At 74.6% G+C, this 25,619-nt stretch carries 18 protein-coding genes; 11 read left to right on the top strand and 7 right to left on the bottom strand.

The window, feature by feature from the left end; translation table 11 throughout:
* Position 1: 1 nt before the first annotated feature.
* Genes DEJ43_RS02605 through DEJ43_RS02595 form a run of 3 tightly spaced genes read right to left on the bottom strand, consistent with a single transcriptional unit; the run spans position 2 to position 3,397 of the window.
* On the bottom strand, positions 2-1,261 hold the full coding sequence (locus DEJ43_RS02605; protein ID WP_015031745.1) for a radical SAM protein: 1,260 nt from the start codon (positions 1,259-1,261) through the stop codon (positions 2-4).
* Positions 1,258-2,229, bottom strand: coding sequence for a DUF6895 family protein (locus tag DEJ43_RS02600; RefSeq protein ID WP_015031744.1), 972 nt, complete (start codon positions 2,227-2,229; stop codon positions 1,258-1,260). The genes DEJ43_RS02605 and DEJ43_RS02600 overlap by 4 nt, the downstream gene beginning before the upstream one ends.
* Positions 2,201-3,397: a glycosyltransferase gene (locus tag DEJ43_RS02595; protein WP_015031743.1), complete on the bottom strand. Its 1,197-nt coding sequence runs from the start codon at positions 3,395-3,397 to the stop codon at positions 2,201-2,203. The genes DEJ43_RS02600 and DEJ43_RS02595 overlap by 29 nt, the downstream gene beginning before the upstream one ends.
* Positions 3,398-3,996: 599 nt before the next feature.
* Between DEJ43_RS02595 and DEJ43_RS02590 the strand changes: the two genes are divergently transcribed.
* From DEJ43_RS02590 to DEJ43_RS02565, 6 genes are all read left to right on the top strand, one after another.
* On the top strand, positions 3,997-5,178 hold the full coding sequence (locus DEJ43_RS02590; RefSeq protein WP_015031741.1) for a radical SAM family protein: 1,182 nt from the start codon (positions 3,997-3,999) through the stop codon (positions 5,176-5,178).
* Positions 5,175-5,837, top strand: a complete 663-nt coding sequence (locus tag DEJ43_RS02585) for a heme oxygenase-like domain-containing protein (protein ID WP_015031740.1) — start codon at positions 5,175-5,177, stop codon at positions 5,835-5,837. The genes DEJ43_RS02590 and DEJ43_RS02585 overlap by 4 nt, the downstream gene beginning before the upstream one ends.
* Positions 5,834-6,112, top strand: coding sequence for an aroma-sacti cluster domain-containing protein (locus tag DEJ43_RS37960; RefSeq protein ID WP_015031739.1), 279 nt, complete (start codon positions 5,834-5,836; stop codon positions 6,110-6,112). The genes DEJ43_RS02585 and DEJ43_RS37960 overlap by 4 nt, the downstream gene beginning before the upstream one ends.
* Positions 6,113-6,266: 154 nt before the next feature.
* A complete protein-coding gene (locus DEJ43_RS02575; RefSeq protein ID WP_071891104.1) occupies positions 6,267-9,440 on the top strand; it encodes an adenylate/guanylate cyclase domain-containing protein in 3,174 nt (1,057 codons plus the stop codon).
* Positions 9,437-10,276, top strand: coding sequence for a S8 family peptidase (locus tag DEJ43_RS02570; RefSeq protein WP_015031737.1), 840 nt, complete (start codon positions 9,437-9,439; stop codon positions 10,274-10,276). Before DEJ43_RS02575 ends, DEJ43_RS02570 begins: the two co-directional genes overlap by 4 nt.
* 25 nt (positions 10,277-10,301) lie before the next feature.
* Positions 10,302-10,889, top strand: coding sequence for a GAF domain-containing protein (locus tag DEJ43_RS02565; RefSeq protein WP_015031736.1), 588 nt, complete (start codon positions 10,302-10,304; stop codon positions 10,887-10,889).
* 45 nt (positions 10,890-10,934) lie between these two features.
* Here the strand turns inward: DEJ43_RS02565 and katG are convergent, their stop codons facing one another.
* From katG to DEJ43_RS02550, 3 genes are all read right to left on the bottom strand, one after another.
* Positions 10,935-13,124 carry a catalase/peroxidase HPI gene (gene katG / locus DEJ43_RS02560; protein WP_015031735.1) on the bottom strand — a complete coding sequence of 730 codons (2,190 nt, stop codon included), beginning with the start codon at positions 13,122-13,124 and terminating at the stop codon, positions 10,935-10,937.
* A 296-nt stretch (positions 13,125-13,420) separates the two neighbouring features.
* Positions 13,421-15,043, bottom strand: a complete 1,623-nt coding sequence (locus DEJ43_RS02555; protein WP_015031734.1) for a mucoidy inhibitor MuiA family protein — start codon at positions 15,041-15,043, stop codon at positions 13,421-13,423.
* A gap of 8 nt (positions 15,044-15,051) precedes the next feature.
* The gene (locus DEJ43_RS02550) at positions 15,052-17,460 is read right to left on the bottom strand and encodes a DUF4139 domain-containing protein (protein WP_233447912.1); all 2,409 of its coding nucleotides are present in this window, start codon (positions 17,458-17,460) and stop codon (positions 15,052-15,054) included.
* A 156-nt stretch (positions 17,461-17,616) separates the two neighbouring features.
* Here DEJ43_RS02550 and DEJ43_RS02545 point away from each other — a divergent pair, with 156 nt between their 5' ends.
* Together DEJ43_RS02545 and DEJ43_RS02540 are read left to right on the top strand one after the other, a co-directional pair.
* The gene (locus DEJ43_RS02545; protein ID WP_015031732.1) at positions 17,617-19,098 is read left to right on the top strand and encodes a glutamate-cysteine ligase family protein; all 1,482 of its coding nucleotides are present in this window, start codon (positions 17,617-17,619) and stop codon (positions 19,096-19,098) included.
* 72 nt (positions 19,099-19,170) lie between these two features.
* Positions 19,171-20,454: an MFS transporter gene (locus DEJ43_RS02540; protein WP_015031731.1), complete on the top strand. Its 1,284-nt coding sequence runs from the start codon at positions 19,171-19,173 to the stop codon at positions 20,452-20,454.
* 88 nt (positions 20,455-20,542) lie between these two features.
* Here the strand turns inward: DEJ43_RS02540 and DEJ43_RS02535 are convergent, their stop codons facing one another.
* A complete protein-coding gene (locus tag DEJ43_RS02535; RefSeq protein WP_015031730.1) occupies positions 20,543-21,736 on the bottom strand; it encodes an EstA family serine hydrolase in 1,194 nt (397 codons plus the stop codon).
* A 192-nt stretch (positions 21,737-21,928) separates the two neighbouring features.
* Here DEJ43_RS02535 and DEJ43_RS02530 point away from each other — a divergent pair, with 192 nt between their 5' ends.
* The 3 genes from DEJ43_RS02530 to DEJ43_RS02520 all read left to right on the top strand — a co-directional run bounded on the left by DEJ43_RS02530 (position 21,929) and on the right by DEJ43_RS02520 (position 25,618).
* Positions 21,929-23,782 carry a glycoside hydrolase family 15 protein gene (locus DEJ43_RS02530; RefSeq protein ID WP_015031729.1) on the top strand — a complete coding sequence of 618 codons (1,854 nt, stop codon included), beginning with the start codon at positions 21,929-21,931 and terminating at the stop codon, positions 23,780-23,782.
* Positions 23,783-23,796: 14 nt separating this feature from the next.
* Positions 23,797-24,879 carry a cell division protein ZapE gene (gene zapE, locus DEJ43_RS02525; RefSeq protein ID WP_233447911.1) on the top strand — a complete coding sequence of 361 codons (1,083 nt, stop codon included), beginning with the start codon at positions 23,797-23,799 and terminating at the stop codon, positions 24,877-24,879.
* An 85-nt stretch (positions 24,880-24,964) separates the two neighbouring features.
* Positions 24,965-25,618, top strand: coding sequence for a PadR family transcriptional regulator (locus DEJ43_RS02520; RefSeq protein WP_041661988.1), 654 nt, complete (start codon positions 24,965-24,967; stop codon positions 25,616-25,618).
* Position 25,619 lies beyond the last annotated feature (1 nt).

The raw sequence follows: 25,619 nt of genomic DNA, 5'->3' as shown, positions 1-25,619 counted from the left end.
GCTACAGGCGCCCCGTCTCCTGGAGATGGTCCAGCAGGGCCGTGTCGACGGTGTCGCGGAACCGGGCGAGCGTCCGCGCGTCCTCGTCGTAGCTGTACAGGTCCTGGCAGGCGATCCAGCGGTCGCCGGTCCCCGCGCCCGGCCGGTAGCCGTCGGTGACCGTGCCGACCTCCCAGTCGGGTTTGCCGGCGGTCTCCCAGCAGCTCGCCAGCGTCCCGTCCGCGCTCACCACCGCGCCGTACCGGCCGTCGGCGTGGCCGCAGGTGACGCAGGTCTTCCTGCCGCCGGGGCGGCTGACGGTGAAGCCGAGGCCGAGGGCCCGGCGCTGCCACCGGGTGAAGGCGGCCGAGAGTTCGCCGGTGTGCAGCAGGCTGTTGGCGTATCCGACGCCCACGTCGCCGACCCGGGCGAAGTACAGCGAGCACCGGGCGGGGTCGAGGGCGGCCGCGAGCCGGTCGATCAGCGCGTCGACCCCGTGGAAGGTCTCCTGGGAGACGTTCACCCGGAGCGTCCAGCGGAGCGGCGTGACCTCGGAGGCCTTCACGATGTTCCGGACGATCTTGTCGAAGGTGCCGCTGCCGTCCGCCCGGCCGATCCTGATCCGGTCGTGGTCGTCACGGTCGCCGTCGAAGGTGACCTGGACGGACGTCAGCCCGCGCTCGTGCAGCCGTCGCGCGAGGGACGGGGTGAGCAGGGTGGCGTTGGAGATCATCCAGGCGGAGGTCGGCGCGATGTCCGCGGCCCGTTCGAGCAGTTCGAGGCAGCCGCGCGGGTTGAGCAGCGGCTCTCCGCCGAAGAGGAGGATGCGGAGCTTCTCCAGGCCGGCGGCGGCCATCTGCCGTTCGGTGAAACCGAGGATCGAGGTGATCGTGCCGGAGCTGAGGCGGGTCCGGGCGATCCGGGGCGGCCGGCTGCCGCCGGCCAGGTCCTGCGCGGTGTTCTGGAAGCAGTAGCCGCAGCCCAGGTTGCAGTGGGTGCTGGTGAGGACGGTCAGCGCGTAGGCGCGGACCGGAGCGGGGGTGAACATGCCGCTGTCGCGCAGCCGTTGCTCGGCCTCGGGGCGCAGCTCCCCGTCGGCCGTGACGTGCCGGGAGCCGAGCCGGGCCACCCCGCCCGGGCCGAGGAACCACCAGTTCCGCTCACCCTGGAGAAGCCGCGCGCCGGAGGCCGCGAGGTCGGGCCGGGGCGTGGCGTCGGGGCCGGTCTCCCGGTCGGGCCGGGCCGTGGGCGCTGTGACGGGCGCCGCCTGGTCGATGCTCACCGTGACTCCCGTACTGTCGTCGCTCCGGCGGCGGCGGTCGCGCCGCCGCCGGGCTGCCGGCCGTTCCCGATGATCAGCGTCGCGAGCGCCGTGACCAGGGTCGCCTGGTAGGACTTCCTGAAGTAGTCCACGGGCGTCGCGTCCGCCGGGGCGCGCCGCACGACGGACCGGCCCGGGATCGCGCCGTCGGGCGCCTGGACCTCCGCGAGCATCCGTATCCCGGCCGCGCCGGACGAGGTGCTCAGCGGATCGGCGCCCAGGCAGTACTGGGCCAGGACGAGCTTGCCGACGAGGTCCCACTCGCCGAGCCCCAGGCAGTGGTGCGTGAGCCGCTCCACGACCCGCAGCGCCTGCTCGCGCGCCTCCTCGCCGAGTCCGGGGTCCCGGAAGCCGAAGTCACTGAGGTAGAAGACGGTGTGCGTGACCACGCAGACGTCGAGATCGGCCACCGGCAGCGTCGCCGCCCGGGCCAGCAGGCTCGCGGCGTACAGCTCCTCGTACGAGGCGAACGTGTGCTCCGCGCCCGCGAGATCGGCGTAGAACCTGGCCTCCAGGTGGAGGTAAGGGGCCTTCCGGCGCGGTGCCAGATAGCCGTCCGCCGCCAGCCGGGCCAGGACCTGGCGCGGTGCGTCGGTCGTGCTGCCGGCGGGCGTCAGGCCCGCGTACATCAGCTCGAACTCCCGCGCGTACCGCCGGTCGAGGGTCAGCAGCCGGGGGAAGTCCGGCCGCCGCCAAGCCCGTTCGACGATCGCGGTCGCCTCGCCGAGGGCCGTCTCGCCGGGCACGGTCTTCTCCCAGTAGCGGCGGAGCAGCGCGAGCTGCAGGAGGGCCTTGACACGGGGGGTCACCGGCAGGTCCGTGTGACCCTCGGGCGAGTCGAGGTACCCCGCGCGCCGCGCTATCCAGTGCCGCGCACCCACGGACAGACTCGCCACGGCCTCATCGAGGCCGACTGATCGCGTACTCATGGTCCTCCTTCGGGATCGCGGATGCCACAGCCACCCGCTCGACAATGTCGGCCGCGCGGGCCGCGCCGCCCGCCGCGGCCAGCCTGTCGCCGAGCGCGCGGGCTCGGGTCCGCAGCCCTTCGTCGTGCCACGCCGACTCCAGCAGCGCCGACAGGTCCGCGGACGGGGTCTTCGGGTCGCGTACGGCCACGCCGGCCCGGACGCAGGCGCCGGTGAGCAGCGGCTGCTCGGACCCGTTCGGCGAGAGCGCAAGGGGGCGGCCGCGCAGCAGGGCGGCGAGCACGGGGGCCGAGGTGCCGTTGGCCACTACCAGTCCGGCCAGATCGACGAGCGGACCCATCCACGGTTTGCGTACGAGCAGGATGTCGGCGTCCGGTCCGGGCTGCGGCTCGGTGGACCTGCCCTGCTCGACCACGGCCTGGAACGGCCCGCCGGTGAAGGCCTCGTTGAGCCGTGGCCACAGGCTCCTGCCGCCGAAGAAGCGGCCGAGGTGGACGTAGACGACGGGCTTGCCGGTCCGCGCCAGATGGTCGGCGACGGCTTCCGACTCGCCCCGTCCGGGGGCCGGTTCCCAGTCCATGGGGCCCACGAACCGTACGCGCTCGGGGAGTTCGCCGCCGGGGTACTCCAGCGCCGGGTCACCCCTGAGCAGCAGGGCGTCGCCGAGGAGCGGGTCGTCCCACCGGGAGGCGCGCCCGGCCAGGCCGACCTCCTCCCGGGTGGCGGCGAGGATGCCCCGGCAGTCCAAGGTCCGGCTCTCCCGGGTCCTGCCCAGGTGCGGCTCGCCGTCGCCGCCGGCGCGGTAGTCCCACAGATGGACGGAGAGGCCGACCACGACCACCGGAAGGTCCAACGCCTCGGCCGCGAGCAGCGCGCCGTTGCACAGCACCGAGGTGACGAGCAGCTCGGCCCGCGTCTCCCGGGCCGCGCGTACGACCGCCCGGTACTGGGCCGCGCCCGTCGTCCCCCACCAGGTGGCGGAGAACGCCCGGCGGCCGCCGAAGTCCTCGGCCGGCAGGCACGGCAGGCCGGACTCCGCCACGACGGGCGCGGCGGACGACCTGGCGAGCACGCTGACGTGGTGGCCGCGGCGCCGCAGTTCCCGGCCGGCCGCGATCGCCGGGTAGAGATAGCCGCCGTCGCTGAGCGGGCAGAGCAGGATGTTCACGGCGTGCTCGCTCCCTCGGGATCGGGCGGGCGGGGAAGAGAAGTGGGGAAGGGCTTCGGAAGGGGTACGGAAGGGGTTCGGCGAGCGTTTCGCCGAGGGTGCCGAGTGGCCGCGGGCCCCCCGGTCCCTGGCACGATCTGCCGAGAACCGGGTGGCCCGCGAGGTACTCAGGACGTGACGCGAAGCGTCAGGAGATGTCGCTGGAGTTGTTGACGATGCAGCCGGCCTCGGCCTCCTCGTCCTCCCCGTGCGCCACGACCTCGATGTCCTCGTCCTCGATCGGCTTCGGGTTCGTGTTCTCGGGCATGTTCGTCCTCCTCGTTGGACGGCGTCGCTGCGCCGGCTGGGAAAAACGTACGAACCCGCGGTATGGGAACGCCTGGTCGCCGGTTCGGCGCCGGTAAACGGCGACGACGGGGGCGCGGGACGGACCCGGAACCGTGCGGGCGAGCCCCCGCCCGCCCTGCCCCGCATGTCCTCGCACCCCACCTGACCCGGTGATTTACCGATCGCCAGGCGTTCGTGAACCGAAAGCCTGCCGCCCGGCGACACGATCCGGGGGAAGCGGGGGACCCTCCGCGCGCGTCAGGAGGACAGACATGGAACTGGCGGAGCTCATCGGCCTGCGCCCGGTGCCCTGCGGCGGTCTCCTGGTGGCGCTCACCCGCCGCTGCCCCATGAGCTGCGCGCACTGCTCCACCGGCTCCTCCCCGACGGCCGCCGGGGCGCCCGATCCGGCGCGACTCCTCGGCTTCATCGGCTCGTTCGGCCCCCAGGACCGCCCCGAGGTGGTCATGCTCACCGGCGGCGAACCGCTGCTGCTGCCGGAGCTCGCCGCCCGCGCGGCCCGCCTCGCCCGCGCCAGGGGATCCAGGGTGGCCCTGCTCAGCGGCATGTTCTTCGCCCGCGGCGGCCGCGTCCCCGACCGGATCATGCGAACGGTCACGGCCCTCGACCACTTCTCGGCCAGCCTGGACGTCCACCACGAGCGCGAGGTCCCGCGCGCGGACGTCCTGCGCGCCCTGCGGGCCGTGCTCGACGCCGGAGTCCCCGCCAGCATCCACCTCACCGGGTCGGGACCGGACGACCCGTACCTCGCGGAGGCCGTCGCCGACGTCCACCGCGCCTTCGGCCCCGGCATGCCGATGCTGGTGAACGAGGTCCGGCCGGTCGGCCGCGGCACCGGGCTCGCCCGGGCCACGCCGGCCGGCCCCGACGGCACCTCGGTGACGCCCTGCGCGCTCGCCGCCTGGCCCGTCGTCACCTTCGACGGGACCGTGGCCGCCTGCTGCAACCAGTGGACGGTGGACCGCCGTCCCGTCCCCCCGCACCTGCGGCTCGGGCACATCGCCGAGGACGACTGGCAGACCGTACGCGCACGCTCCCTCGGCTCCCCGGTGCTGCGGATGCTGCGCGCCGTCGGCCCGCAGCGGATGCACGCCCGGTACGGCACCGGGCCCGCCCCGGCCGGATACTGCCGGAGCTGTCACGCGCTCGCCGACCGGCCCGAGGTACTCGCGGGCGCCGCCCGGGACGCCGGAGGCCGGGTCGGCGCCGTCCTCGACCGGCTCAGCACGGACCAGCAGCTCGCCGCCGGACCCGCCGCCCTCGTACGCCGCATGGGCTGCGCCCGGTACGCGCACCTGGTCGAGTCCACCGGAGAACGGAAGCCGGCCGCCGCCGACCCGCCCGCCGGGGCCCACCCCGCCGCCGACGCGCGCGAAGCGGCCCCGCCCGCCGCCGTCGCGTCGCTCACCGCAGAGGAGAGGAGCCGCCGATGAACGCCACCGCGTCCCTCGCGCTCAGGACCAAACTCACGCCCACCACGCCCGTGCTGAGGGCCGCCACCGCCGCCCTCTGGCGCCCCGACGGCCTCCGCGAACGCTACGTGCGCTACCTGGCCGCCATGCACCCGCTCGTCCGCGCCTCGGTGCCGCTCCTGGAACGCGCCGCCGAGCGGTGCGCCGAGCTCGACGACCCGGCCTCGCGGCACCTCGCGGAGTACTACGTCCGCCACGCCGAGGAGGAGCGCGACCACGACGCCTGGCTGCTCGACGACCTGGCCGCCGCCGGAGCCGGCCCCGCCGCCGTGCCGCACCCCGTCGTCGTCGAACTCGCCGGGGCGCAGTACTACCGGATCGAGCACGAGCACCCGGCGACCCTGCTCGGCTACATCGCCGTCCTGGAGGGCAACGCCCCCGGGCCCCGGCTCGCGGACCGTCTCACCGAGGTCACCGGACTGCCCGGCCGCGCCTTCCGCACTCTCAGGGAACACGCCGAGCTCGACGGCGGCCACCTCGACGACCTGCACCGGGTGCTCGACGCCCTCGCGCCGACCCCCGCCCAGCAGACGGCGGTCTCCGTCAGCGCGCTGCACACCGCCAACCTCCTCACCCGGCTCTTCCTCGACCTCGCCGCCACCCCCGGAGGACACCCGTGACCGACGACAGCACCCCGTACGAGACGACCGCCCCGCGCGGCACGCCCGCCCCGTACGGCACCGCCCCGGCCGGCGGGACACCGCCGGCCCCCACCCTGGAGGCGCTCGCCGCCGCCGGGTTCGACGTCGACGCCCTCAGCGAGGAGCAGCAGGAGGTCGTCCGCGCGCTGACCCCGGAGGAGCTCGCCCTGCTCGTCGACATCAGGGGACGGCTCGACGCCGCCGCGCCCGAGGTGCAGGCGCACGCGGACGTCGCCGGCGGCGCTCTCTTCTGACCCCGGTCGCCCCCGCCGTCCCCGCCCACCGGAGGAACCCATGCCCTGCGCCTCGTGCCGGAGCGCCCTGCCGCCCGACGCACGGTTCTGCCCGTCCTGCGGCAGCCCGTGCGCGCCCGGGCCGGTCGCCGCAAGGCCCACCGGTCGGAAGGTCGTGACCGTCCTGTTCTGCGACCTCGTGGGCTCCACCGCGCTTTCCGGCGCGCTGGACGCGGAGACCCTGCGCTCGGTGACGCTCCGCTGGTTCGACCTGATGCGGCTGCGGATCGAGGAACAGGGCGGCACCGTGGAGAAGTTCATCGGGGACGCCGTGATGGCCGTCTTCGGTGTGCCGACGGTACGGGAGGACGACGCCCGGCGCGCCGCCTCGGCCGCACTCGCCATGCGGGAGGCGCTCACCGGGTTCAACGCCCGCCTCGAGGAGGCCGTCGGGGTCCGTCTGGAGATGCGCATCGGCATCAACACCGGTCAGGCGGTGACGGGTTCGGCCACCCTCCGGCAGGCGATGGTCTCCGGCGAAGTGGTCAACGTCGCCGCCCGCCTGGAACAGAACGCCGCCGCGGGGGAGATCCTCATCGGGCCCGACACCCTCGCCGCCGCCGGACCCGGCGTCCGCACGACCGAGCTCGGGCCCCTGCTGCTCAAGGGCAAGACCGACCGGGTCGTCGCCCACCGGCTGACCGGCCTCGACGAGGAGGACGGCCCCGAGGCACTGCGCCGCTTCGACCTCGGCTTCGTCGGCCGCCGCCATGAACTCGACCTGATCGACGCCGCGTTGGAGCGGGTCACACGGACCCGCCGGGTCGAGCGGCTGGTGGTGGGCGGGGAGGCCGGCCAGGGCAAGACCCGGCTCGTACGGGAGTGGATCCGCAGGGCGTCCGCCCCGGCCACCGCCACCGCACCGCGCCACGGCGTCGGGCGCTGCCGGGCCCTCGGCGAACAACCCAGCCTCGGCCCGCTCGCCGACGCCGTGGCCGACCTGCTGAACGCCGAGACCACCCTCGTACCGTCGCCCGAACTGGAACTGCTTCAACAGGGGCTGCTCCTGGACGGCACCCCCAACCCCTCGCCCGCCGACACCTGCGCGGCGCTCGCCAAGGTCCTCGCCGAACTGTCCGCGACCCGGCCCGTCGTGCTGGTGATCGACGACTGCCACTGGGGAGCCCAGCCCCTCTTCGACGCCCTCGACCGGCTGCTGCGCGCCCTCGGGGACACCGCGGCCGTCCTGATCCTCCTGCTCACCCGCCCCCCGCTGTTCGACGTCCGGCCCGAGCTCGCCGCGGGCTCCGTGCCGCTCTGCGGCCTCACCGACGCCGAGGCGCAGCTCCTCGCGGCCGAACTGACGGGACGGCCGGCCGACGGCGCACCGCTCGGCGCCGAGGTCCTCGCCCGGGTCGGCGGAAACCCGCTGCACCTGGAGCAGCTGCTCGTCGCCGGGGAACCCGTCGACACCGACAGCGTCCCGCTGCCGCTCCAGGCGCTCATCGGCGCCCGGATCGACGCCCTCGACGCGCCCGAACAGCGGGCCCTGGGGCTCGCGTCGGTCCTGGGCGGCGACTTCACCGCCGGAGAACTCGCGGCGCTCGCCGGTCCCCCCGCCGAGACGTGGACCGCGGCCGAACTCACGGCCACCCTCCACCGGCTCGTCCGGCACCGCCTGATCAGGCCGGACGGAGCGGCTTTCCGCTTCGCCGGAGGCCTGATCCAGGAGGTCGTGCACGCGAGCCAGTCCAAGCAGGACCGGGCCGACCGGCACGAGCGCGCGGCCCGGCTCGACTCGGTCCGCGCCCGGGGCAGCGCGGCGGTCGGCGCCCACCTCGAAGAGGCGTACCGCTACCGGGTGGAACTGGGCGCCCAGGACGCGCACACCGACGGGCTGCGCCGCCGCGCCGCCGACGCCCTCGCCGAGGCCGGACGCCTCGCCCTGGCCCACGCCGACCCGGTGTGGGCCGCCGACCTGCTGAACCGGGCGGCGGCCCGGTACACGACGGGCGAACCGGGCAGGACGGCGACCCGCCGCCGGCTCGGCCAGACACTGCTCGACCTGGGGCGCGGCGCGGACGGCAGGTCCCTCCTCGAAGAGGTGCTGGCCCAGACCCCGCCGGACGGCGAGGACGCCGTGGAGGCCGCCCACGCCCGCCTGGGCCTCGCCTCGGTCGGCCGGACGGCGGGGACGCCGCGTGCCACGGGGCCGGGCCGGTCCGGGGGTGGTCGGAGGGACGAGTCGCCCGCCGAGGCCGCCGCCGCCACGCTGCCGGTCTTCGCGGCGGCCGGCGACGAGCTCGGCCAGGCCCGGGCCGCCCTGCGGCTCGCCCAGCGCGCCCAGGAGCAGGGCCGGCACCGCGCGGCGGAGCGCCTGCTGGCCCGGGCGCTCGACCACGCCGTACGCGCCGACGCCGAGCCGGAGCGGGCCGCGGCCCTCGGCGCCACGGGGGTCTCGCTCTGGCGCGGGCCCCAGCCGGTCGCCGACGCCGTCGACCGCTGCCGGGCCCTCCTCGCCGACCAGGGCCCCGGCCGCCGGGCCGTACGGCTGACGCTCAACTGCCCGCTGGCCGTGCTCCTCGCCCTGCACGACGACCGCGAGGGAGCCCTGGCCTGCCTCGCGGAGGCGGAGCAGCTCGCCAAGCGGCTCGGATACGCCGAGGCCGACGCCTTCCTGCCGATCTTCACCGCGACCGTGGCCGAGCCCGCGGGCCGCCGGGACGAGGCGCTCGCGCACCTGGAGCGGGCGGCCGCCGCCGCCCGGGAGCTGGGCGCCACGGCGCTCCTGCGCAGCGCCCTGCTCGATGCCACCCGCGTCCATCTCGACCTCGGCGACTGGCGGACCGCCCGTACGACCCTCGCCGAACTGGAGCAGGCCGGTGGACCGTTCGGCGCACCGGACGCCGAGCGTGCGGAGCCGGCCAGGCCGCGCGCCGAGTCCGCCGACCTCGACGGACTGCGGGCCCGGGTGGCCGCCGCGCGGGGCGACGCCGTGACGGCCACCCGGCTGGCCGCCCGGGCGCTCGCCACCGCCGCCCGCACCGACTCGCCCATCGTCCAGGGCCTCGCCGCCCTCGACCTGGCCCGCACCGCCCTCGCCCTGGGCCACCCGGACGAGGCGGCGGGGTCGGCGGCCCGGGCCCGGCGGCACTTCTGGGCCAAGGGCCACCTCCCGGCCGTCCGCCAGGCGGACGCCCTGGTCGCCCGCTGCGCCGCCCGCCGCGCGGACCCCGGGCCCGCGCCCGCCGCCGTACCCACCACCACCACCACCGCCACCGGAGCCGGCGCCCGTACCGGCCCCGGACCCGGCAGCCGTACCGGCGCCGGAGAGGAGACAGCGCGATGACCACCGGTCAGCGACCGGCGCCGACGCCCGGACTCACCTGGGGGCTGCGGGGCCGCGGCCCCGCCGACGTACCCGTGGACGCCGACCGGCCGCCCGAGCCGCCCGAGGGCGGACTCCTCGGCGGCACCGGAAGCGGCGTCCGCGTCTGCGTGGTCGACTCCGGGGTCGAACGCGACCACCCCATGGTCGGCCCCGTCGACCGGTCCTGGCGGGTCGTCAAGGACGAGGACGGCATCCGCGTCGAGGAGACGGACGAGGGCGACTTCTGCGGTCACGGCACCGCCTGCGCCGGGATCATCCGGCGGACCGCCCCGGACTGCGAACTCTCCAGCATCCGGGTGCTCGGCGAGCGGTTCTCCGGCAGCGGCGACGTCCTCCTCGAAGGCATCCGCTGGGCCGTGCGGCAACGGTTCGACGTGGTGAACCTGAGCCTGTCCACCAGCCGCGACCGCTTCGTGGAGGAGCTGCGCCGGCTCGCCGACGAGGCCTACTTCCAGCAGACGGTCATCGTGGCCTCCGCGCACAACACCCATGTGGAGAGCTTCCCCTGGCGCTTCTCCTCGGTGATCTCCGTCGGCAGCCACCAGGAGGACGACCCGGACCTCCACCTCTACAACCCCGAGCCCCCGGTGGAGTTCTTCGCCCCGGGCCAGCGCGTCCAGGTCGCCTGGCTCGGGGGGACCTCGATCCGCAGCTCCGGCAACAGCTTCGCCACCCCGTTCGTCGCGGGGCTCTGCGCCCGCCTCCTGTCGAGCCGCCCGCGGCTGACGCCGTTCCAGCTGAAGAACGCCCTGTACCTGTCCGCAGCCAACGTCCGTGTCCACGGACGCCGGTAACGACCGGCGCCGGAAGGGAAGCCCCATGGCTCAGACGATCGCCCCCGCCGTGTCCCCCGTACCCCTGCCCGATCCGGCGATGGCGGAGCTCCTGCAGTCGGTGGTGGACACCGCGCGGGCCATCTTCGGCGCCGAGGCGAGTTCCATCCTGCTCCTGGAGACCACGGCGGACGAGCTGGTCTTCGAGGCAGTCTCCGGCCAGGGACAGGAGTTCCTGGTGGGCCGCCGGTTCCCGGCGGGCCGGGGGATCGCCGGCTGGGTCGCCGCCTCGGGCGAGCCGATGGTGGTCGACGACCTCCACCAGAGCACGTCCTTCGACCGGGACGTCGCCGAGTCCACCGGCTACGTCCCCAACGCCCTGATGGCCGCCCCGCTGCTGCACGGCGACCGGGTGCTCGGTGTCCTGGAGGTCCTCGACCCGTCCCCGCAGGCCCGCTCCAGCCTGACCGAGCTCGACCTGCTGAGCCTCTTCGCCCGCCAGGCCGCCGTCGCCCTGCACGTGCTCACCACCCACGCGCCGCGCCGGCCGCCGGCCCCGGACGGCGCCGACGACCCCTCCCGCAGCGAACTGCTGCGCCTGCTGTCGCAGGCCCGCCGACTCCTGGAGGAGTGAGCGGCCCCGGCCGGCCGGTGTTCGCACCGGCCGGCCGAGGGACGGTCAGGACAGGTCGAACCGGTCGAGCTCCATGACCTTGGTCCACGCCGCCACGAAGTCGCGCACGAACTTCTCGCCCGCGTCCTGGCAGGCGTACACCTCGGAGAGGGCGCGGAGCTGGGAGTTCGAGCCGAAGACGAGGTCCGCGGCGGTGGCCGTCCAGGTGACGTCACCGGTGACGCGGTCCCGGCCCTCGTACACGTTCTCGGTGGACGTCGAGGGCTTCCACTCCGTGCCCATGTCCAGCAGGTTCACGAAGAAGTCGGTGGTCAGCGCCCCCGGCCGGTCCGTGAACACGCCGTGCCGCGACTGCCGGAAGCCGGTGTCGAGGACCCGCATGCCGCCGATCAGGACCGTCATCTCGGGGGCGGTCAGCGTCAGCAGGTTGGCGCGGTCCAGGAGCAGGGTCTCCGGAGACAGCTTCTCGCCCGCCCGCAGGTAGTTGCGGAAGCCGTCGGCCCGGGGTTCGAGCACGGCGAACGAGTCGACGTCGGTCTGCTCCTGCGAGGCGTCCGTGCGCCCCGGCGAGAACGGGACCGTGACGGTGTGCCCGGCGCTCCGCGCCGCCTGCTCGACGGCCGCGCAGCCGCCGAGGACGATCAGGTCGGCGAGCGAGATCCGCACCCCGTCGCCCCTGGAGTCGGCGAACTCCTGCCGGATCCGGTCGAGCGCCGCCACCGTGTCGCGCACCTCGGGCAGGTTGTTGACCTCCCAGTCCTTCTGCGGCGCGAGGCGGATGCGGGCCCCGTTCGCCCCGCCGCGCTTGTCCGTGCCGCGGAAGCTCGCCGCCGACGCCCACGCGGTGGAGACCAGCTGGGGAACGGTCAGGCCCGAGGCGAGGATCCGGCTCTTGAGGTCGGCGACGTCCGCGTCCCCGACCAGCTCGTGGTCGACCGCGGGCACCGGGTCCTGCCACAGCTGGGGCTCCGGGATCCACGGCCCGAGGTAGCGGGAGACCGGCCCCATGTCACGGTGGAGCAGCTTGTACCAGGCCCGGGCGAAGGCGTCCGCGAGCTGGTCGGGGTTCTCGTGGAAGCGCTTCGCGATCGGCGCGTAGACCGGGTCGAGCTTCAGGGAGAGGTCCGTCGTCAGCATCATGGGGGCGTGCCGCTTCGACGGGTCGTGGGCGTCGGGCACCGTGTCCTGCGCCGAGGGGTCGGTGGGCTTCCACTGCTGCGCGCCCGCCGGGCTCGTCGTCAGCTCCCAGTCGTACCGGAACAGGTTGTCCAGGTAGCCGTTGTCCCACGTGGTCGGCGCGGTGGTCCAGGCGCCCTCCAGACCACTGGTGATCGCGTCGGCGCCCTTGCCGCTGCCGCAGGTGCTCCGCCAGCCGATCGCCTGCTGCTCGATCGGCGCGGCCTCCGGCTCCGGGCCGACGCACGAGGGATCGACCGCGCCGTGGCACTTGCCGAAGGTGTGGCCGCCGATGATGAGCGCGGCCGTCTCCTCGTCGTTCATCGCCATGCGGGCGAACGTCTCGCGGATGTCCCGGGCCGCGGCGAGCGGGTCCGGATTTCCGTTGGGACCCTCGGGATTGACGTAGATCAGACCCATCTGCACGGCGCCGAAAGGCCCGCTGAGTTCCCGGTCACCGGAATAGCGCTCATCTCCGAGCCAGGTGTCCTCGGGCCCCCAGAAGACCTCCTCCGGCTCCCAGATGTCCTCCCGGCCGAATCCGAATCCGAAGGTCTTGAAGCCCATGGATTCCATGGCGCAGTTTCCGGCGAAAACCAGAAGGTCGGCCCAGGAGATCTTCCGCCCGTACTTCTGCTTGACCGGCCAGAGAAGGCGGCGCGCCTTGTCCAGGCTCGCGTTGTCGGGCCAGCTGTTGAGCGGGGCGAAACGCTGGGCGCCGGAGCCGCCGCCGCCCCGGCCGTCCTCGATGCGGTACGTCCCCGCCGCGTGCCAGCTCATCCGGATGAACAGCGGCCCGTAGTGGCCGTAGTCGGCGGGCCACCAGTCCTGGGACGCCGTCATCACCTCGATGACGTCCCGCTTCAGGGCGTCGACGTCCAGGGTGGCGAACTCCGCCGCGTAGTCGAAGTCCTCGTCCATCGGACTGGCCTGGGGCGAGTGCTGGTGGAGGACCTGGAGGTCCAGTTGGTTCGGCCACCAGTCCCGGTTCGTCCTGGGGCGGGTCTCCTTGGGGGTCGGGGAGGGGATTGCCGGGTTCTCGCTCTCGCTGGCGGACACGTCCGTCCTTCTTCCTGTCGCGGTGTTTCCGTCTGCCGGCCGCTTCGCTCCTGACGTCGTCTGCCTTTCAGGTGTCGGCACGGCGACTCGGCGTCCGTATGGTCGCGCACCGTGGACCCCGCTGCTAAGAGAACACGCAGGGCACCGCGACGTAAGAAGCGGTCGGCACGTGACGGGCGGTCGAATACGAACACCCTCGGAATTCATGCGAGAAAGGTGAAATCCTATGAGCGGTCCAACGGTCCAACGGTCCAACGGTCCAACGGTCCAGCGGTCCAGCGGTCCAGCGGGCCGGCTCAGAGCCCGGCGACCTTGGAGCTCGCCGACAGCTCGTAGACCAGCGTGACCGTACGGCGACCGCCCGGCGCCAGGGTGACGTCCCAGCGCGCGATGCCCTCGGCGTCCACCTCGGGCGCCGGCGAGCAGGCCTCCTTGCGGAGCCGTACCTCCACCGCCGCGACCTCGGAGACCGGGATCCGCTCCCTGAGGACGACCACCCGGTCGCCGAGCTCCCCGGGCGCGGAGAACCGCGACAGGTGCAGCCGGACCGTGCGGGTGATCACCGTCCGCTGGGTGATCCCGACCGAGTCGCGGGACTCCTCGGTCTCCCGGACCACCCGGAGGTCGTCACGGCTGCCGAAGGAGAGCTCCACCGGGGCGCCCGGGGTCGTGAAGTCCAGCGTGCCCCGGCCGATGAAACCTCCGCCGCGGACCAGGTCGACCGGCCCGGCGAGCAGCACGTGCCCCGAGCGGTTCTCGCCCCGCACCACCTGCGTGACCAGCGGCGACACCTCGGGGGAGCAGCCGTACTCGCTGCGCGCGACGGTCGTGAAGGCGGAGAGCGGCACCCGCTGGGCGCGCCCGTCGGAGGGCACGGACACCGGCACGGGCGCGGCCAGCACCCGCGCCTCGCCGCCGTCGTCCACCCCCGGCAGCCCGAGCACCGGGGCGGGGCCCAGGTCCCCGATCTCCTCCTCGCGCAGCTCGACGTCGACCGTACGGCGCTCCGCCGCCGTGCGGTCCCCCAGCGTGAGCCGGTCCTCGCCCAGCGACGGCGGCTCGGTGGCCAGCGCCGAACGGGCCGTCGACAGCGTGAGCCGTACGTCCGACCAGTCCTCGCCGGTACGCTGCCAGACCACCGCCTCGGTCTCCAGCGTCAGGGCGTCCCCGTCGAGCACGGCCCGGTAGGCGGGCCGCCACAGTGCGCACGGGGTCAGGTGGCTCAGCCGCAGCCCGACGGGTCCGGCCTCGGCGGCCGCCACGGTCACGTCGATGTGCGCGAAGAGCTCGCTCGGCTCCACCTCGGCCAGGTCCATGGCCCGCTGCACGTCCGCGAGTTCCGCGGCGACGGCGCCCAACCGGGCCTCGACGGTACGCAGTCGCTCCCCGTACGTGTCGCGCTCGGCGTCCACCCGGTCCAGCTCGCCCGCCCAGCGCGGACGCTCGGCCTCGCCGAAGCCGGTGCCCTCGCCGATCTCCCGCAGGAGGTCGGTGACGAGCCGGCCGAGCAGGCCGAGGCGGGCGTCAAGGCGGTCCCGCTGCTGCTCCAGGTCCCGCCGTTCCTGTTCGAGGGTGTGGATCCGGTGCCGCAGGGCGGAGTCGTCCTCGGCCGGCGGCCGGGGGCCGCGCGGCTCCCAGGCGCGGACCAGCCGCACGTCGAGCACGGTGGCCGCGGGCCCCGAGGTCGGCTCGGCGTGCAGGGTGCGGTCGACGGCCAGCGCGCTGACCGGACCGAGGCGCACCCGCTGGACGCCGGCCGCCAGGTCGAGCACGACGGACCGCTCGACGTGGGCGCGGTCCTCCAGACAGGTGACGGCGGTGACGGGTGCGCGGACGACGGCGCCGTGACGGGCGTCGGGGCCGCCGGGCGCGTGGGGGCCGCCGGGGACGGCGGAGCTCGGGTGCGAGGTGGGGGACATGAGGCGTCTCAGCTCCTGCGGTTTCCGCCGACCAGGGCTTTGCCGGCCGGGATGCGGATCTCGTAGCCGCCGTCGAGGGCGGTCGTGCCACCGGCGGGCAGGTCCACCCGCCGCAGGCGGGTGCCCGGGGTGTGCCGCTCGGGCTCCGTGCCCGTCTCCGGCGCCGTCCAGCCGGGCCGCTCCTCGATGCGGACGTCCGGCTCGGACGTGACCGGGACGCGTTCGCGGACCTCGACGGTGACCGGCCGGGCGAGCCCGTTGGAGAGCTCCACGTGGACGCGGTGGTCGAGCACGGTGATGTTGTTGCGGAGCCCCGCCGTCGACTCGGTGAGGTGGGTGCGCCGGGTCACCCGGATGCCCTCCGCCGGTCCGAGCCCCACCCTCCGCACCGCCCCGGGGGCGAGCGTGGGCAGCGCGGCGGTCAGCAGGAACTCGTCGTCGACGGTGACCTCCACGGGCCCCGCGAGCAGCGCCTGGTCGGTGGCGTTGGACAGCACCAGCGTGGCGTACACCGTCGGCTCCACCGACGGCACGCAGAGGTACTCGGTCCGTAGACCGACCGGGACCTCCCCGACGGTGACGGTGTGCCAGCTGCCGTCCGAGGGGACGTCGGCCCGGGCGGCGGCGTCGAAGCGGTGGTCGAAGGAGCCCGCGGACTCACGCGGGCGCACGGCGTGCCCGGGCAGCGGCAGCGCGGCCACCGCCTCGGCACGCCGGCGGTACTCGGTCGCCACCGCGTCGGTACGCGCCCCGGGGAACAGCCGGCCCCGGCGGTCCTCCGGCTCGTCCGGACCGCACAGGACGAGGGCGCCGTAGTCGAGCTCGGCACCGCTCGGCTGCGGCGGCCCGGCCACCGGCTGCGCCGGCGGTGGTGGCGGCACGGCCGCGCCGGGGGCCATGGGAGGCGCGCCCGCGGCCACCGGAGCGGCGGGCATGAACGGCGCGGCGGGGGCCATGGCCGCCGGGGCCGGGGGCCCCGCGGGCGCTCCGCCGAACCGTGGCCTGCCACCCGGCTGCGCGGGCGCGCGCCGCGCGCGGTCGGGCGTCGCCTCCAGGTAGGCCTCCGCCGTCTCGGCGTGACCGCCCCCGGCCGCCCCGGGGGCCGCGCCGTAGCCGCCGCCCGGCATCGGAGGCGCGACGGGCGCCGCGCCGTAGCCCCCCGCCGCCTGCGGGGGCGGCGGCGGGGGACCGCCGAAGGACGGCCGCGACGGCGCAGGGACCGCGCCGGATCCCCAGCCCGCCCCGACGGCCACCGCCGCCGGCCGCGGTGCGGGACGGGGACCGGCCGACGCGTACCCGGCGAAGAGGTCGGCGAGCCCGGCAGGCGGCTCGCGCCAGCCGGACGGCGCGGGGGTGTCCTGGCGGCGGCCGATCCGGATCGAGCGGAGCTTCGGCAGATCGGTGCGGCGCCGCAGGTCGGCGGTGGCCAGGGCGATGCGCACACCGGTCCAGTCCTCGCCGGTGCGCTGGGCGACCGAGGCGCGCAGCACCAGGCGGCCGGTGCCGTCGCCCTGACGGTGGGTGAGACGGTAGGCCGGCACCCATACGGCGCCGGGCACCCCGTACTCCAGCTCGACCTCCAGGTCCGGCCCGTCCTGGCCGGCGGCTTCCCCGTCGACCTGCGCGGCATCCGCGCCCGCGAGGGTGAGGACCGCCGTGTACGTGGTCGCGACGTGCGCCGACGGGACGGCGGTCGACGCACGGTCCAGCCGGTCCGCGGCGACCGAGAGCTCGTGCTCGGTCTGGCGCAGCTCCTCCTCCAGCTCGACCAGGCGGGCGTGGAGTCCGGTCAGCCGCTCGTCGACGAAATCGGCGAGTTCCAGCCAGGCGTCGACCGGGGTGCGGCGGTGCGGGTCCTCCCGCTTGCGCGCCGGTGCGATCGGGCGCAGCCCGGAGACCTCCGCGATCAGTCCCAACTGCCGGTCCCGGCGGGCCGCCGCGGCCGCGTACGCGTCGCGCAGCCGCTCGACCTCCTGCCGCAGCCCGCCGGCGGCGCGGGGCTCGCCCGCGCCGCCTCCGGGCGCGCTCCGGCCGGCCGCGCCGGGGCCGGCCGAGCCCTCGCCGGCCGCCGCGCTGACAGCCGTACCCCCGCCGCTGACTGCCGTATCGCCGTCGCTGACCGCCGTACCGTCGTCGCCGCCGAGCGGTTCCGCCTCGATCTCCACCCGGGCCTCGGTGACGCGGACCCCGGACGGGCCGAGGACCCGGGCCCGCAGGGAGCCGGGGTCGAGGGCGCGGGGCAGCCCGGTGACCCGGATCAGGCCGCCCGGGGGCACGCTGCCGCGGGCCAGGCGGCGGCAGAGCGCGCCCTGCGCGTACACCACGACCGAATCGAGGGTCGATCCCCACCTCGACGCCGCCGCGGCCGTGCCCGCCGTCCCGGTCGCCCCAGCCATGCCGTCCGCCCCAGCGTTCATGCCCGCCCCCGTCCCGTCCCGCCCCGCTCGGCCCGCCGTGTCCATGCCCGGCGAAGCCTACGCCCGGGCGCTCCGGGTCCGCTTCGGTGGTTGGGCGGCTCGGGGAGTGGGACGCTGGAGGGTGGGTGTCCGTTCCGACGAGACTCCGGAGGACCCATGGGACGTGATGTCCCGGCGCAGGAGTTCACCCGTGACGACCGCCGCCGGTTCCGGAACAAGATGCACGCGTGCCTCGACGTGTTCGCCCGGATGCTGCGGGAGTCACGCTTCGACTTCGAGCGGCCCCAGGTCGGCCTGGAGATCGAGCTGAACCTGGTGGACGACGGCGCCGAACCGGCCATGCGCAGCAAGGACGTCCTGGCGGCGATCGCGGACCCCTCCTGGTCGACCGAGCTGGGACGCTTCAACCTGGAGATCAACGTCGAGCCGCGGCGGCTCAGCGCGGGCGGCGGCCCCGACTCCTGGGAACAGGAGATCCGCGACGCGCTCAACCACGCGGAGGACAAGGCCGCGGCGATCGGCGCCCATCTCGTCATGATCGGCATCCTGCCGACCCTGGAGCTCGCGGACGCGGGCCCGGACTCGCTCTCCGAGAACGCCCGTTACCGCCTGCTGAACGAGCAGATCTTCGCCGCGCGCGGTGAGGACCTGCTGATCTCGGTGGACGGGGTGGAGCGGCTGCGGACCCGGGCCGAGACGATCACGCCGGAGGCGGCGTGCACCAGCACCCAGTTCCACCTCCAGGTCTCGCCGGACGAGTTCGCCGACTACTGGAACGCCGCGCAGGCCGTGGCGGGGGTGCAGGTGGCGCTGGCGGCGAACTCGCCGTTCCTGTTCTCCAAGGAGCTGTGGCGGGAGACCCGCATCCCGCTGTTCGAGCAGGCCACCGACACCCGGCCGGACGAGCTCAAGGTGCAGGGCGTACGGCCGCGGGTGTGGTTCGGCGAGCGGTGGATCACCTCCGTCTTCGACCTCTTCGAGGAGAACGCGCGGTACTTCCCCGCGCTGCTGCCGATGCGCGACGACGAGGACCCGGAGGAGACGCTCGCCCGCGGCGGGACCCCCGAACTCTCCGAGCTCACCCTGCACAACGGCACGGTCTACCGCTGGAACCGGCCCGTCTACGCCGTGGTCGACGGCGTCCCCCACCTGCGGGTGGAGAACCGGGTGCTGCCCGCCGGGCCGACGGTCGCCGACGTACTGGCGAACGGCGCCCTCTACTACGGTCTCGTCCGCGCCCTGGTCGACGAGGACCGGCCCGTCTGGTCCCGGATGTCGTTCTCGGCGGCGGAGGACAACCTGCACGCCGCGGCGCGGCACGGGATCGACGCCCATGTGTACTGGCCGGGGATGGGCGAGGTGCCGGTGACCGAGCTGGTGCTGCGCCGGCTGCTGCCCCTGGCCGACCGGGGCCTGGAGCGGATGGGTCTTGACGCGGGCCGGCGGGAGCCGCTGCTCGGGATCATCGAGCAGCGGTGCGTCAGCGGCCGCAACGGCGCCACCTGGCAGTCCGAGATGTACCACCACATCCACGACATCGACCACGTGGACCGGCACGAGGCGCTGCGGCGGATGACGCAGCAGTACGTCGAGTACATGCACATGAACGCCCCGGCGCACACCTGGCCGGTCGACTGACCCGTGCGGGGCGGCGATCTCCGCGTCCGTCGCGGAGGCGTACGGCGGGCACGGCCGGGGCAGGTCGTGATCATGACACAGACGCTGCTTCCCGCTCCGCCCACCCCGCGCCCGTTACGGCAGTTGCTCGCGGCCTCCGTCGGCAACGCGGTCGAATGGTACGACTGGTACGCGTACACCTTCCTGGCCGCCTACATCGCCGACCAGGTCTTCCCCAAGGGCTCGGGGAACTCCCTCGTCCCCCTCCTGTCCACGTTCGCCGTCTTCGCCGTCGGCTTCTTCATGCGCCCGGTCGGTGGGCTCCTCCTGGGCGCGCTCGCGGACCGGGCCGGCCGCCGGACCGCCCTCACCGCCACGATCCTGCTCATGGGCGGCAGCAGCCTGCTGGTCGGACTGACCCCGACGTACGCCGCCGCCGGCGTCCTCGCCCCGATCGTGCTCGTCGTCGCCCGGCTGCTGCAAGGCCTGTCGGTGGGAGGGGAGTTCGCCGCCTCGACGACCTTCCTCGTCGAATCGGCGGGACCCGGCCGGCGCGGCCTCTTCTCGTCCTTCCAGTACGTCTCCACCTCCGCCGGACAGCTCGCCGCGTCCGGCATCGCCGCCCTGCTCGTCGGGGTGCTCGCCGAGGACCGGATGGACAGCTGGGGCTGGCGCGTCCCCTTCCTCCTCGGCGCAGCTCTGAGCCTCGCCGGCTTCTGGATCCGCCGGGGCGCCGAGGAGACCCGGAGCGCCGCCCAGCGGGAAGCCCCCCGGCCGGGGCTCTTCGACGCGCTGCGCCTCCACCCGCGCGCCTCGCTCCGCATCGCCGGCATCACCGCCGGCGGCACCCTCGCGTACTACACCTGGACCTCCTACCTGCCGACGTACGCGGAACTCAACACCGGTATCGACAAGGCGGACGCGCTGCTCGCGGGCACCCTCTCGCTGGCGTTCTTCGCCCTGCTGCAACCGGTCGGCGGGCTGCTCTCCGACCGGTTCGGACGCAAGCCCGCGCTGCTCTTCTTCGGCATCGGCTTCGCGCTCCTGGCCGTGCCGCTGCTGCGCGCCCTGGACGGCTCGTTCCGCATGCTCCTCCTGGTGCAGTGCGCGGGCATGGTGCTGCTGACCGGCTTCACGTCGATCTCGGCCGCCGTGAACGCCGAGCTGTTCCCCGCGCGGGTACGCGCGGCGGGCATCGGCTTCCCGTACTCGCTGACCGTCGCGCTCTTCGGCGGCACGGCGCCGTACCTCGGCACGCTCTTCAAGGAGCTTGACCGCCCCGGCCTCTTCCCCTGGTACGTGGCCGCGCTGTGCCTCGTCTCCTCGGCCGTGTACCTCAGGCTGCCCGAGAGCGCCCACAAGGAACTGGAACGCTGACCGGCGGCGTACTCCGCCCGCCGGTGGGCCGGGGGAGTGCGGGGGACCCCAAGGCGCTCACGCCGTACGCGCCCCGCGCCGGGCGCCGTCAGAGGGACGCGTACACCGCCTCGACCAACGCCGTCTTGCGGGGGTCGTCGGCGATGCGCGGTCCCATGCGGTTCATCACATAGCCCAGGGACACCCCCGCCTCGGGGTCCGCGAGCCCGCAGGAGCCGCCGAAGCCGTCATGGCCGAAGGCGCGCGGATTCGGGCCGTACGAGGCGTTGGGCCCGCTGAGCCAGAGGCCGAGGCCGCACTCCGTGTCATGGGCGAAGCCCGCGCCCAGGACCAGGTCCCGGCCCGCCCCCTGCCCCTCGCGGGCCCGCTCCACGGCCGCTTCGGAGAGGATCCGGCGCCCGCCGGACAGACCGCGCCCGGCGTAGATCCCGTACAGCTGGGCGACCGCGCGGGCCGTCCCGTGGCCGTTGGCCGCGGGCAGCTCGGCGGCCCGCCACTCGGGGCTGTTCGCCTCCGCCACGCCCACCAGCGGGTTCGCCAGCGCGGCCTGCGCCGCGGGCTCCAACTGGGCGAAGACGGCGGCCCGTTCGCCGGGCGCCGAGGTGCGCGGGTGGACGAGCTCGGCCGCCCGGCCCGCCTCCTTCTCCGGCAGCCCGATGGAGAAGTCGATGCCGAGGGGGCCGGTGATCTCCTCCCGGAGGAAGGCCCCGGGGAGCCGTCCGGCGACCCGCCGGACGACCTCGCCGACGAGGAACCCGTACGTCAGGGCGTGGTAGCCGGACCGGGTGCCGGGCTCCCACCAGGGCTCGGTCGCCGCGAGCCGGGCGGACGTGACCTCCCAGTCGTAGAACTCCGCCAGGGAGAGCGGCTCGCGGAGGCCGCAGAGGCCCGCGCGGTGGGAGAGGAGGTGGCGCACGGGGAGCGCCTCCTTGCCCGCGGCGGCGAACTCGGGCCAGTACGCGGCGACCGGCGCGTCCAGGTCGAGCAGTCCGCGATCCGCGAGCAGATGGGCGCAGAGCGCGGTGACGCCCTTGGTGGTGGACCAGACGTTGACCACGGTGTCGCGCTCCCAGGGGCGCGTGCGGGCGGCGTCCGCCCAGCCTCCCCACAGGTCGACCACGGTCTCCCCGTGGACCTGGACCGACACGGCGGCCCCCAGCTCGTCCCGGCCGCGGAAGTTGGCCTCGAAGGCCTCCCGTACGGCGGTGAAGCGGGGGGCGCACGTGCCGTGGACCGCCGTCGTGTCAGCGGGTGCGGTGCGGGACGGAGCAGGCTCGGGCATGACGTCCTCCAGGGCGCTCGACGGGTCGCGAGCAACATACCGACCGGTCGGACCGTGGGGAAGGGGTGCGACGGGCGGGGGCACGGTTCCCCCGGTCGGCCCCTTCGCCTTGCCGGGACGGGTGCCTCCGGCTTGCGTGGGGGCACGAGGAGTGGCCCCGGACGCCCGGAGCCGCGGAGAGCCGAGGTCCCGGTGCCCGAATACCCTCCGATCGCCCACCACGGACTGATCGGCGACCTGCAGACCACCGCCCTGGTCTCCGCCACGGGGGCGGTCGACTGGTTCTGCGCGCCGCGCGTCGACTCCCCGAGCATCTTCGCCTCGCTGCTCGACCAGGAGCGCGGCGGCCACTTCACCATCGCCCCGGCCCTCGACGACGTCACCGTCCGCCAGCTCTACCTGCCCGACACGGCCGTCCTCATCACCAGGTTCCTCACCCCGGACGGCGTGGGCGAGGTCGTCGACTTCATGCCGGTGAGCACCCACCCGGACGTCCCCACCGACCGGCACCGCCTGGTGCGCGCCCTGCGCGTGGTGCGGGGCACCCTCACCTTCGACGTCCGGTGCGCCCCCCGCTTCGACTACGGCCGCGCCCCGCACACCCTCACGCTCGACGGCCACGCCGCCACGTTCCACGGCCCGGGCCTCGACGTCCACCTGCGGAGCAGCGTCCCCCTGGAAGCCGACGGGCCGGAAGGACCCGACGGACGCGGCGGACGGGACGTGCGGGCCACCGTCACCCTCACCCAGGGCCAGACCGCCGGAATCGTCCTGGAGACCTCCGCACCGGGAGGCGCCGCCCCCGAGCCCGTCACCGAACAGGCGCTGGACGCCGAGCTGGAGGCGACCCGGGTCTTCTGGCACCGGTGGATCCGCCGCTGCCGCTACCGGGGGCGCTGGCAGAACATGGTCAACCGCTCGGCCATCACCCTCAAACTGCTCATCTACGCCCCGTCCGGCGCCCCGGTCGCCGCCGCCACCATGGGACTCCCCGAACAGATCGGCGGTGAGCGCAACTGGGACTACCGCTACACCTGGATCCGCGACGCCTCCTTCTCGGTGCGCGTCCTCCTCGACCTCGGATACGTCGAGGAGGCCGACGCCTTCCGCCGCTGGCTCGGCGACCGCTTCCGAGGCCCCCGCCCGCCCGGCGGCGAGCCGATGCAGATCATGTACCGGGTCGACGGCGACCCCCGGCTGCCGGAGGAGGTGCTCGGCCATCTCTCCGGCTACCGGGACTCCTTCCCCGTCCGCGCCGGGAACGGGGCGGCGGACCAGCTGCAGCTCGACATCTACGGCGAGTTCGCCTACGCGATGACCCACTCGCCGGATCTGGCCGAACTGGCGGGCTACGAGGGGTGGAAGGGCTTCGCGGCGCTCCTCGACTGGCTCGCCGGCCACTGGGACCGGCCTGACGAGGGCATCTGGGAGACCCGCGGCGGCCGCAAGGACTTCACGTACAGCAGGGTGATGTGCTGGGTGGCCCTGGACCGGGGCATCCGGCTCGCCACCCAGTACGCCCGCCCCGCCGACATCCCGCACTGGACCGCGCAGCGCGACGCGATCCTCGTCCAGGTGATGGAGCGCGGCTGGAACCCCGAACGCGGGGCGTTCGTCCAGCACTACGACAGCGCGGTGCTCGACGCCTCCCTGCTGCTCATGCCGCGCGTCGGATTCATCTCCCCGAGGGCGCCGTCGTGGCTGGCCACCCTGGACGCGATGGACCGCGAACTCGTCATCGACAGCCTCGTCCACCGCTACAACCCGGAGGCGTCCCCCGACGGACTGCGCGGCTCCGAGGGCACCTTCTCCCTCTGCAGCTTCCTCTACGTCGAGGCCCTCGCCCGCGCGGGCCGCCTCGAACAGGCCCGCTACGCCATGGACAAGATGCTCACCTACGCCAATCACGTCGGTCTCTTCGCCGAGGAGATCGGGCCCACCGGCGAGCAACTCGGCAACTTCCCGCAGGCGTTCACTCATCTTGCCCTGATCACGGCGGCGCTGGCCCTCGACGAGGAGCTCGACAAGGCGGCCGACCGCGACTGATACCGTCCCCGCGTGTGAACCACACGACGCACGAGCAGTACGAGGCGATGAGACGCCACTTCCGACAGGACGCCGAACAACGGGGTTTCACCCTCGCCCCGGAGCAGGATCGGGCCGTCGAACGGCTCTCCCGGCTCGCCGCCGAACTGGCGGCGCCGAGCGGCCTGTTCCGCCGGTCCCGCCCCGCGCCCCGCAACCTCTACGTGTGGGGACCGGTCGGGCGCGGCAAGAGCTGGCTCGTGGACACCTTCTTCGCCGGGCTGCCGATCACCCGCAAGCGACGCCTCCACTTCCATGACTTCTTCCGCGCCCTGCACGACGGCGTGGCCCGGGAGAGCCGCTCGCACGAAGCGGGGCACAGTGCCGTCGACCGCGCCGTCGACGAGCTGCTCGGGGACTGCCGGCTGCTGGTCTTCGACGAGTTCCACGCGCATGACGCGGGTGACGCGATGCTCGTCGCCCGGCTCTTCGGGACGCTCCTCGACCGGCGCGTCACGCTCGTCACCACCTCCAACTACCCGCCCGCCGGGCTGATGCCGAATCCGGTGTACCACCACCTCTTCGAGCCCACGATCCGGCGGATCGAGGAGGGGATGGACGTCCTCGACGTCTCCGGCCCGACGGACTTCCGGCGCCTCGCGGCACCCGGGGACGGCTCGCGGCGCTTCGCGCAGGGGGCCAGGCTCGCCGACGGGGCCGGAGTCCTGCCGGAGCTGAGCCGGCCCGCGCCCGCCGAGGCCGTGCTCGTGCCCGGTCACCACCAGGAGCTGTCCGCCAGGGCCGTCCGGGGCGACCTGGTGTGGTTCGGCTTCGACGCGCTGTGCGAGAGCGCCACGACGGTGCCCGACTACCTCGCCCTCGCCGAGCGCTTCGGCACCCTCGTCCTGGACGGCGTGCCCCCGCTCGCCGCGTGCACGCCGGACGGCCGCCAGCGGTTCGCCAACCTCGTGGACGTGTGCTGCGACCGCGACATACGGCTCTTCCTCATCGGCGCCGACCCGCTGGCCGGGCTGCCGGAGGACGCCGGGCTCCTGCGCGACCAGGACCGGACGGCGAGCCGCCTCGCGATGCTCCGCCGGGCGGACGTCGCGGGGTAGCCGAAGGGGCCGCCCGCGGTGAGCCGTGTCTCACCCGGGCCCCCGGACTTGCCTATGCAACGAGTTGCATAGAAGGATTCCGAGTGTGGCGATCGAACACGCGATTCTCGTGTCCCTGCTGGAGAAGCCCGGGTCAGGCTATGAGCTGGCCCGGCGCTTCGAGCGGTCCATCGGCTACTTCTGGACCGCCAGCCATCAGCAGATCTATCGCGTGCTCAAACGTATGGAGAGCGACGGCTGGGTCGACGCCCGGGACGTGCCGCAGCAGGGCCGCCCGGACAAGAAGGAGTACACCGTCGCGGATCTCGGCCAGGCCGTCCTGTCGAGCTGGATCCACCAGCCCATCGAGCCCGAGAGCATCCGGCACGACCTCGCCGTGAAGATCCGGGGCGCGGCCTTCGACGACCCCGCCGCCCTGATCCACGAGGTGGAACGGCACCGGCAGGCGCACACCGAGCGCCTCGCGCACTACCTCGCGGGCGAGGAGCGCGACTTCACGGGACCGGACGCACCGGGTGGCGCGCGGGACGCCGGGACCGGCTCGCCCGGCGGCCCGCTCGACGACGGCCCCGACGACGGCCCCGACGACGGCCCCCACGACCGGCCCGGCGGCCCGCTCGACGCGGGCCGGGAGCTCCAGCACGTCGTGCTGCGCGGCGGCATCGCGTACGAACGCATGACGCTCGCCTGGCTCGACGACGTCCTCGCCACCCTCCACCGGCTCGCCGCCGGGCGCTGAC

The organism is Streptomyces venezuelae ATCC 10712 (assembly GCF_008639165.1).
Taxonomy (GTDB): domain Bacteria; phylum Actinomycetota; class Actinomycetes; order Streptomycetales; family Streptomycetaceae; genus Streptomyces; species Streptomyces venezuelae.
The sequence above is the reverse complement of the archived record's forward strand: the minus strand, read 5'-3'. Positions and strand labels throughout refer to the sequence as shown.

What these genes read in the sequence shown, in the direction of transcription:
- DEJ43_RS02600 (WP_015031744.1), bottom strand. Translation starts at nt 2,229, where the DNA reads ATGAGTACGCGATCAGTCGGCCTCGATGAGGCCGTGGCGAGTCTGTCC.
- DEJ43_RS02590 (WP_015031741.1), top strand. Translation starts at nt 3,997, where the DNA reads ATGGAACTGGCGGAGCTCATCGGCCTGCGCCCGGTGCCCTGCGGCGGT.
- DEJ43_RS02585 (WP_015031740.1), top strand. Translation starts at nt 5,175, where the DNA reads ATGAACGCCACCGCGTCCCTCGCGCTCAGGACCAAACTCACGCCCACC.
- DEJ43_RS02570 (WP_015031737.1), top strand. Translation starts at nt 9,437, where the DNA reads ATGACCACCGGTCAGCGACCGGCGCCGACGCCCGGACTCACCTGGGGG.
- DEJ43_RS02565 (WP_015031736.1), top strand. Translation starts at nt 10,302, where the DNA reads ATGGCTCAGACGATCGCCCCCGCCGTGTCCCCCGTACCCCTGCCCGAT.
- DEJ43_RS02555 (WP_015031734.1), bottom strand. Translation starts at nt 15,043, where the DNA reads ATGTCCCCCACCTCGCACCCGAGCTCCGCCGTCCCCGGCGGCCCCCAC.
- DEJ43_RS02550 (WP_233447912.1), bottom strand. Translation starts at nt 17,460, where the DNA reads ATGAACGCTGGGGCGGACGGCATGGCTGGGGCGACCGGGACGGCGGGC.
- DEJ43_RS02545 (WP_015031732.1), top strand. Translation starts at nt 17,617, where the DNA reads ATGGGACGTGATGTCCCGGCGCAGGAGTTCACCCGTGACGACCGCCGC.
- DEJ43_RS02540 (WP_015031731.1), top strand. Translation starts at nt 19,171, where the DNA reads ATGACACAGACGCTGCTTCCCGCTCCGCCCACCCCGCGCCCGTTACGG.
- DEJ43_RS02535 (WP_015031730.1), bottom strand. Translation starts at nt 21,736, where the DNA reads ATGCCCGAGCCTGCTCCGTCCCGCACCGCACCCGCTGACACGACGGCG.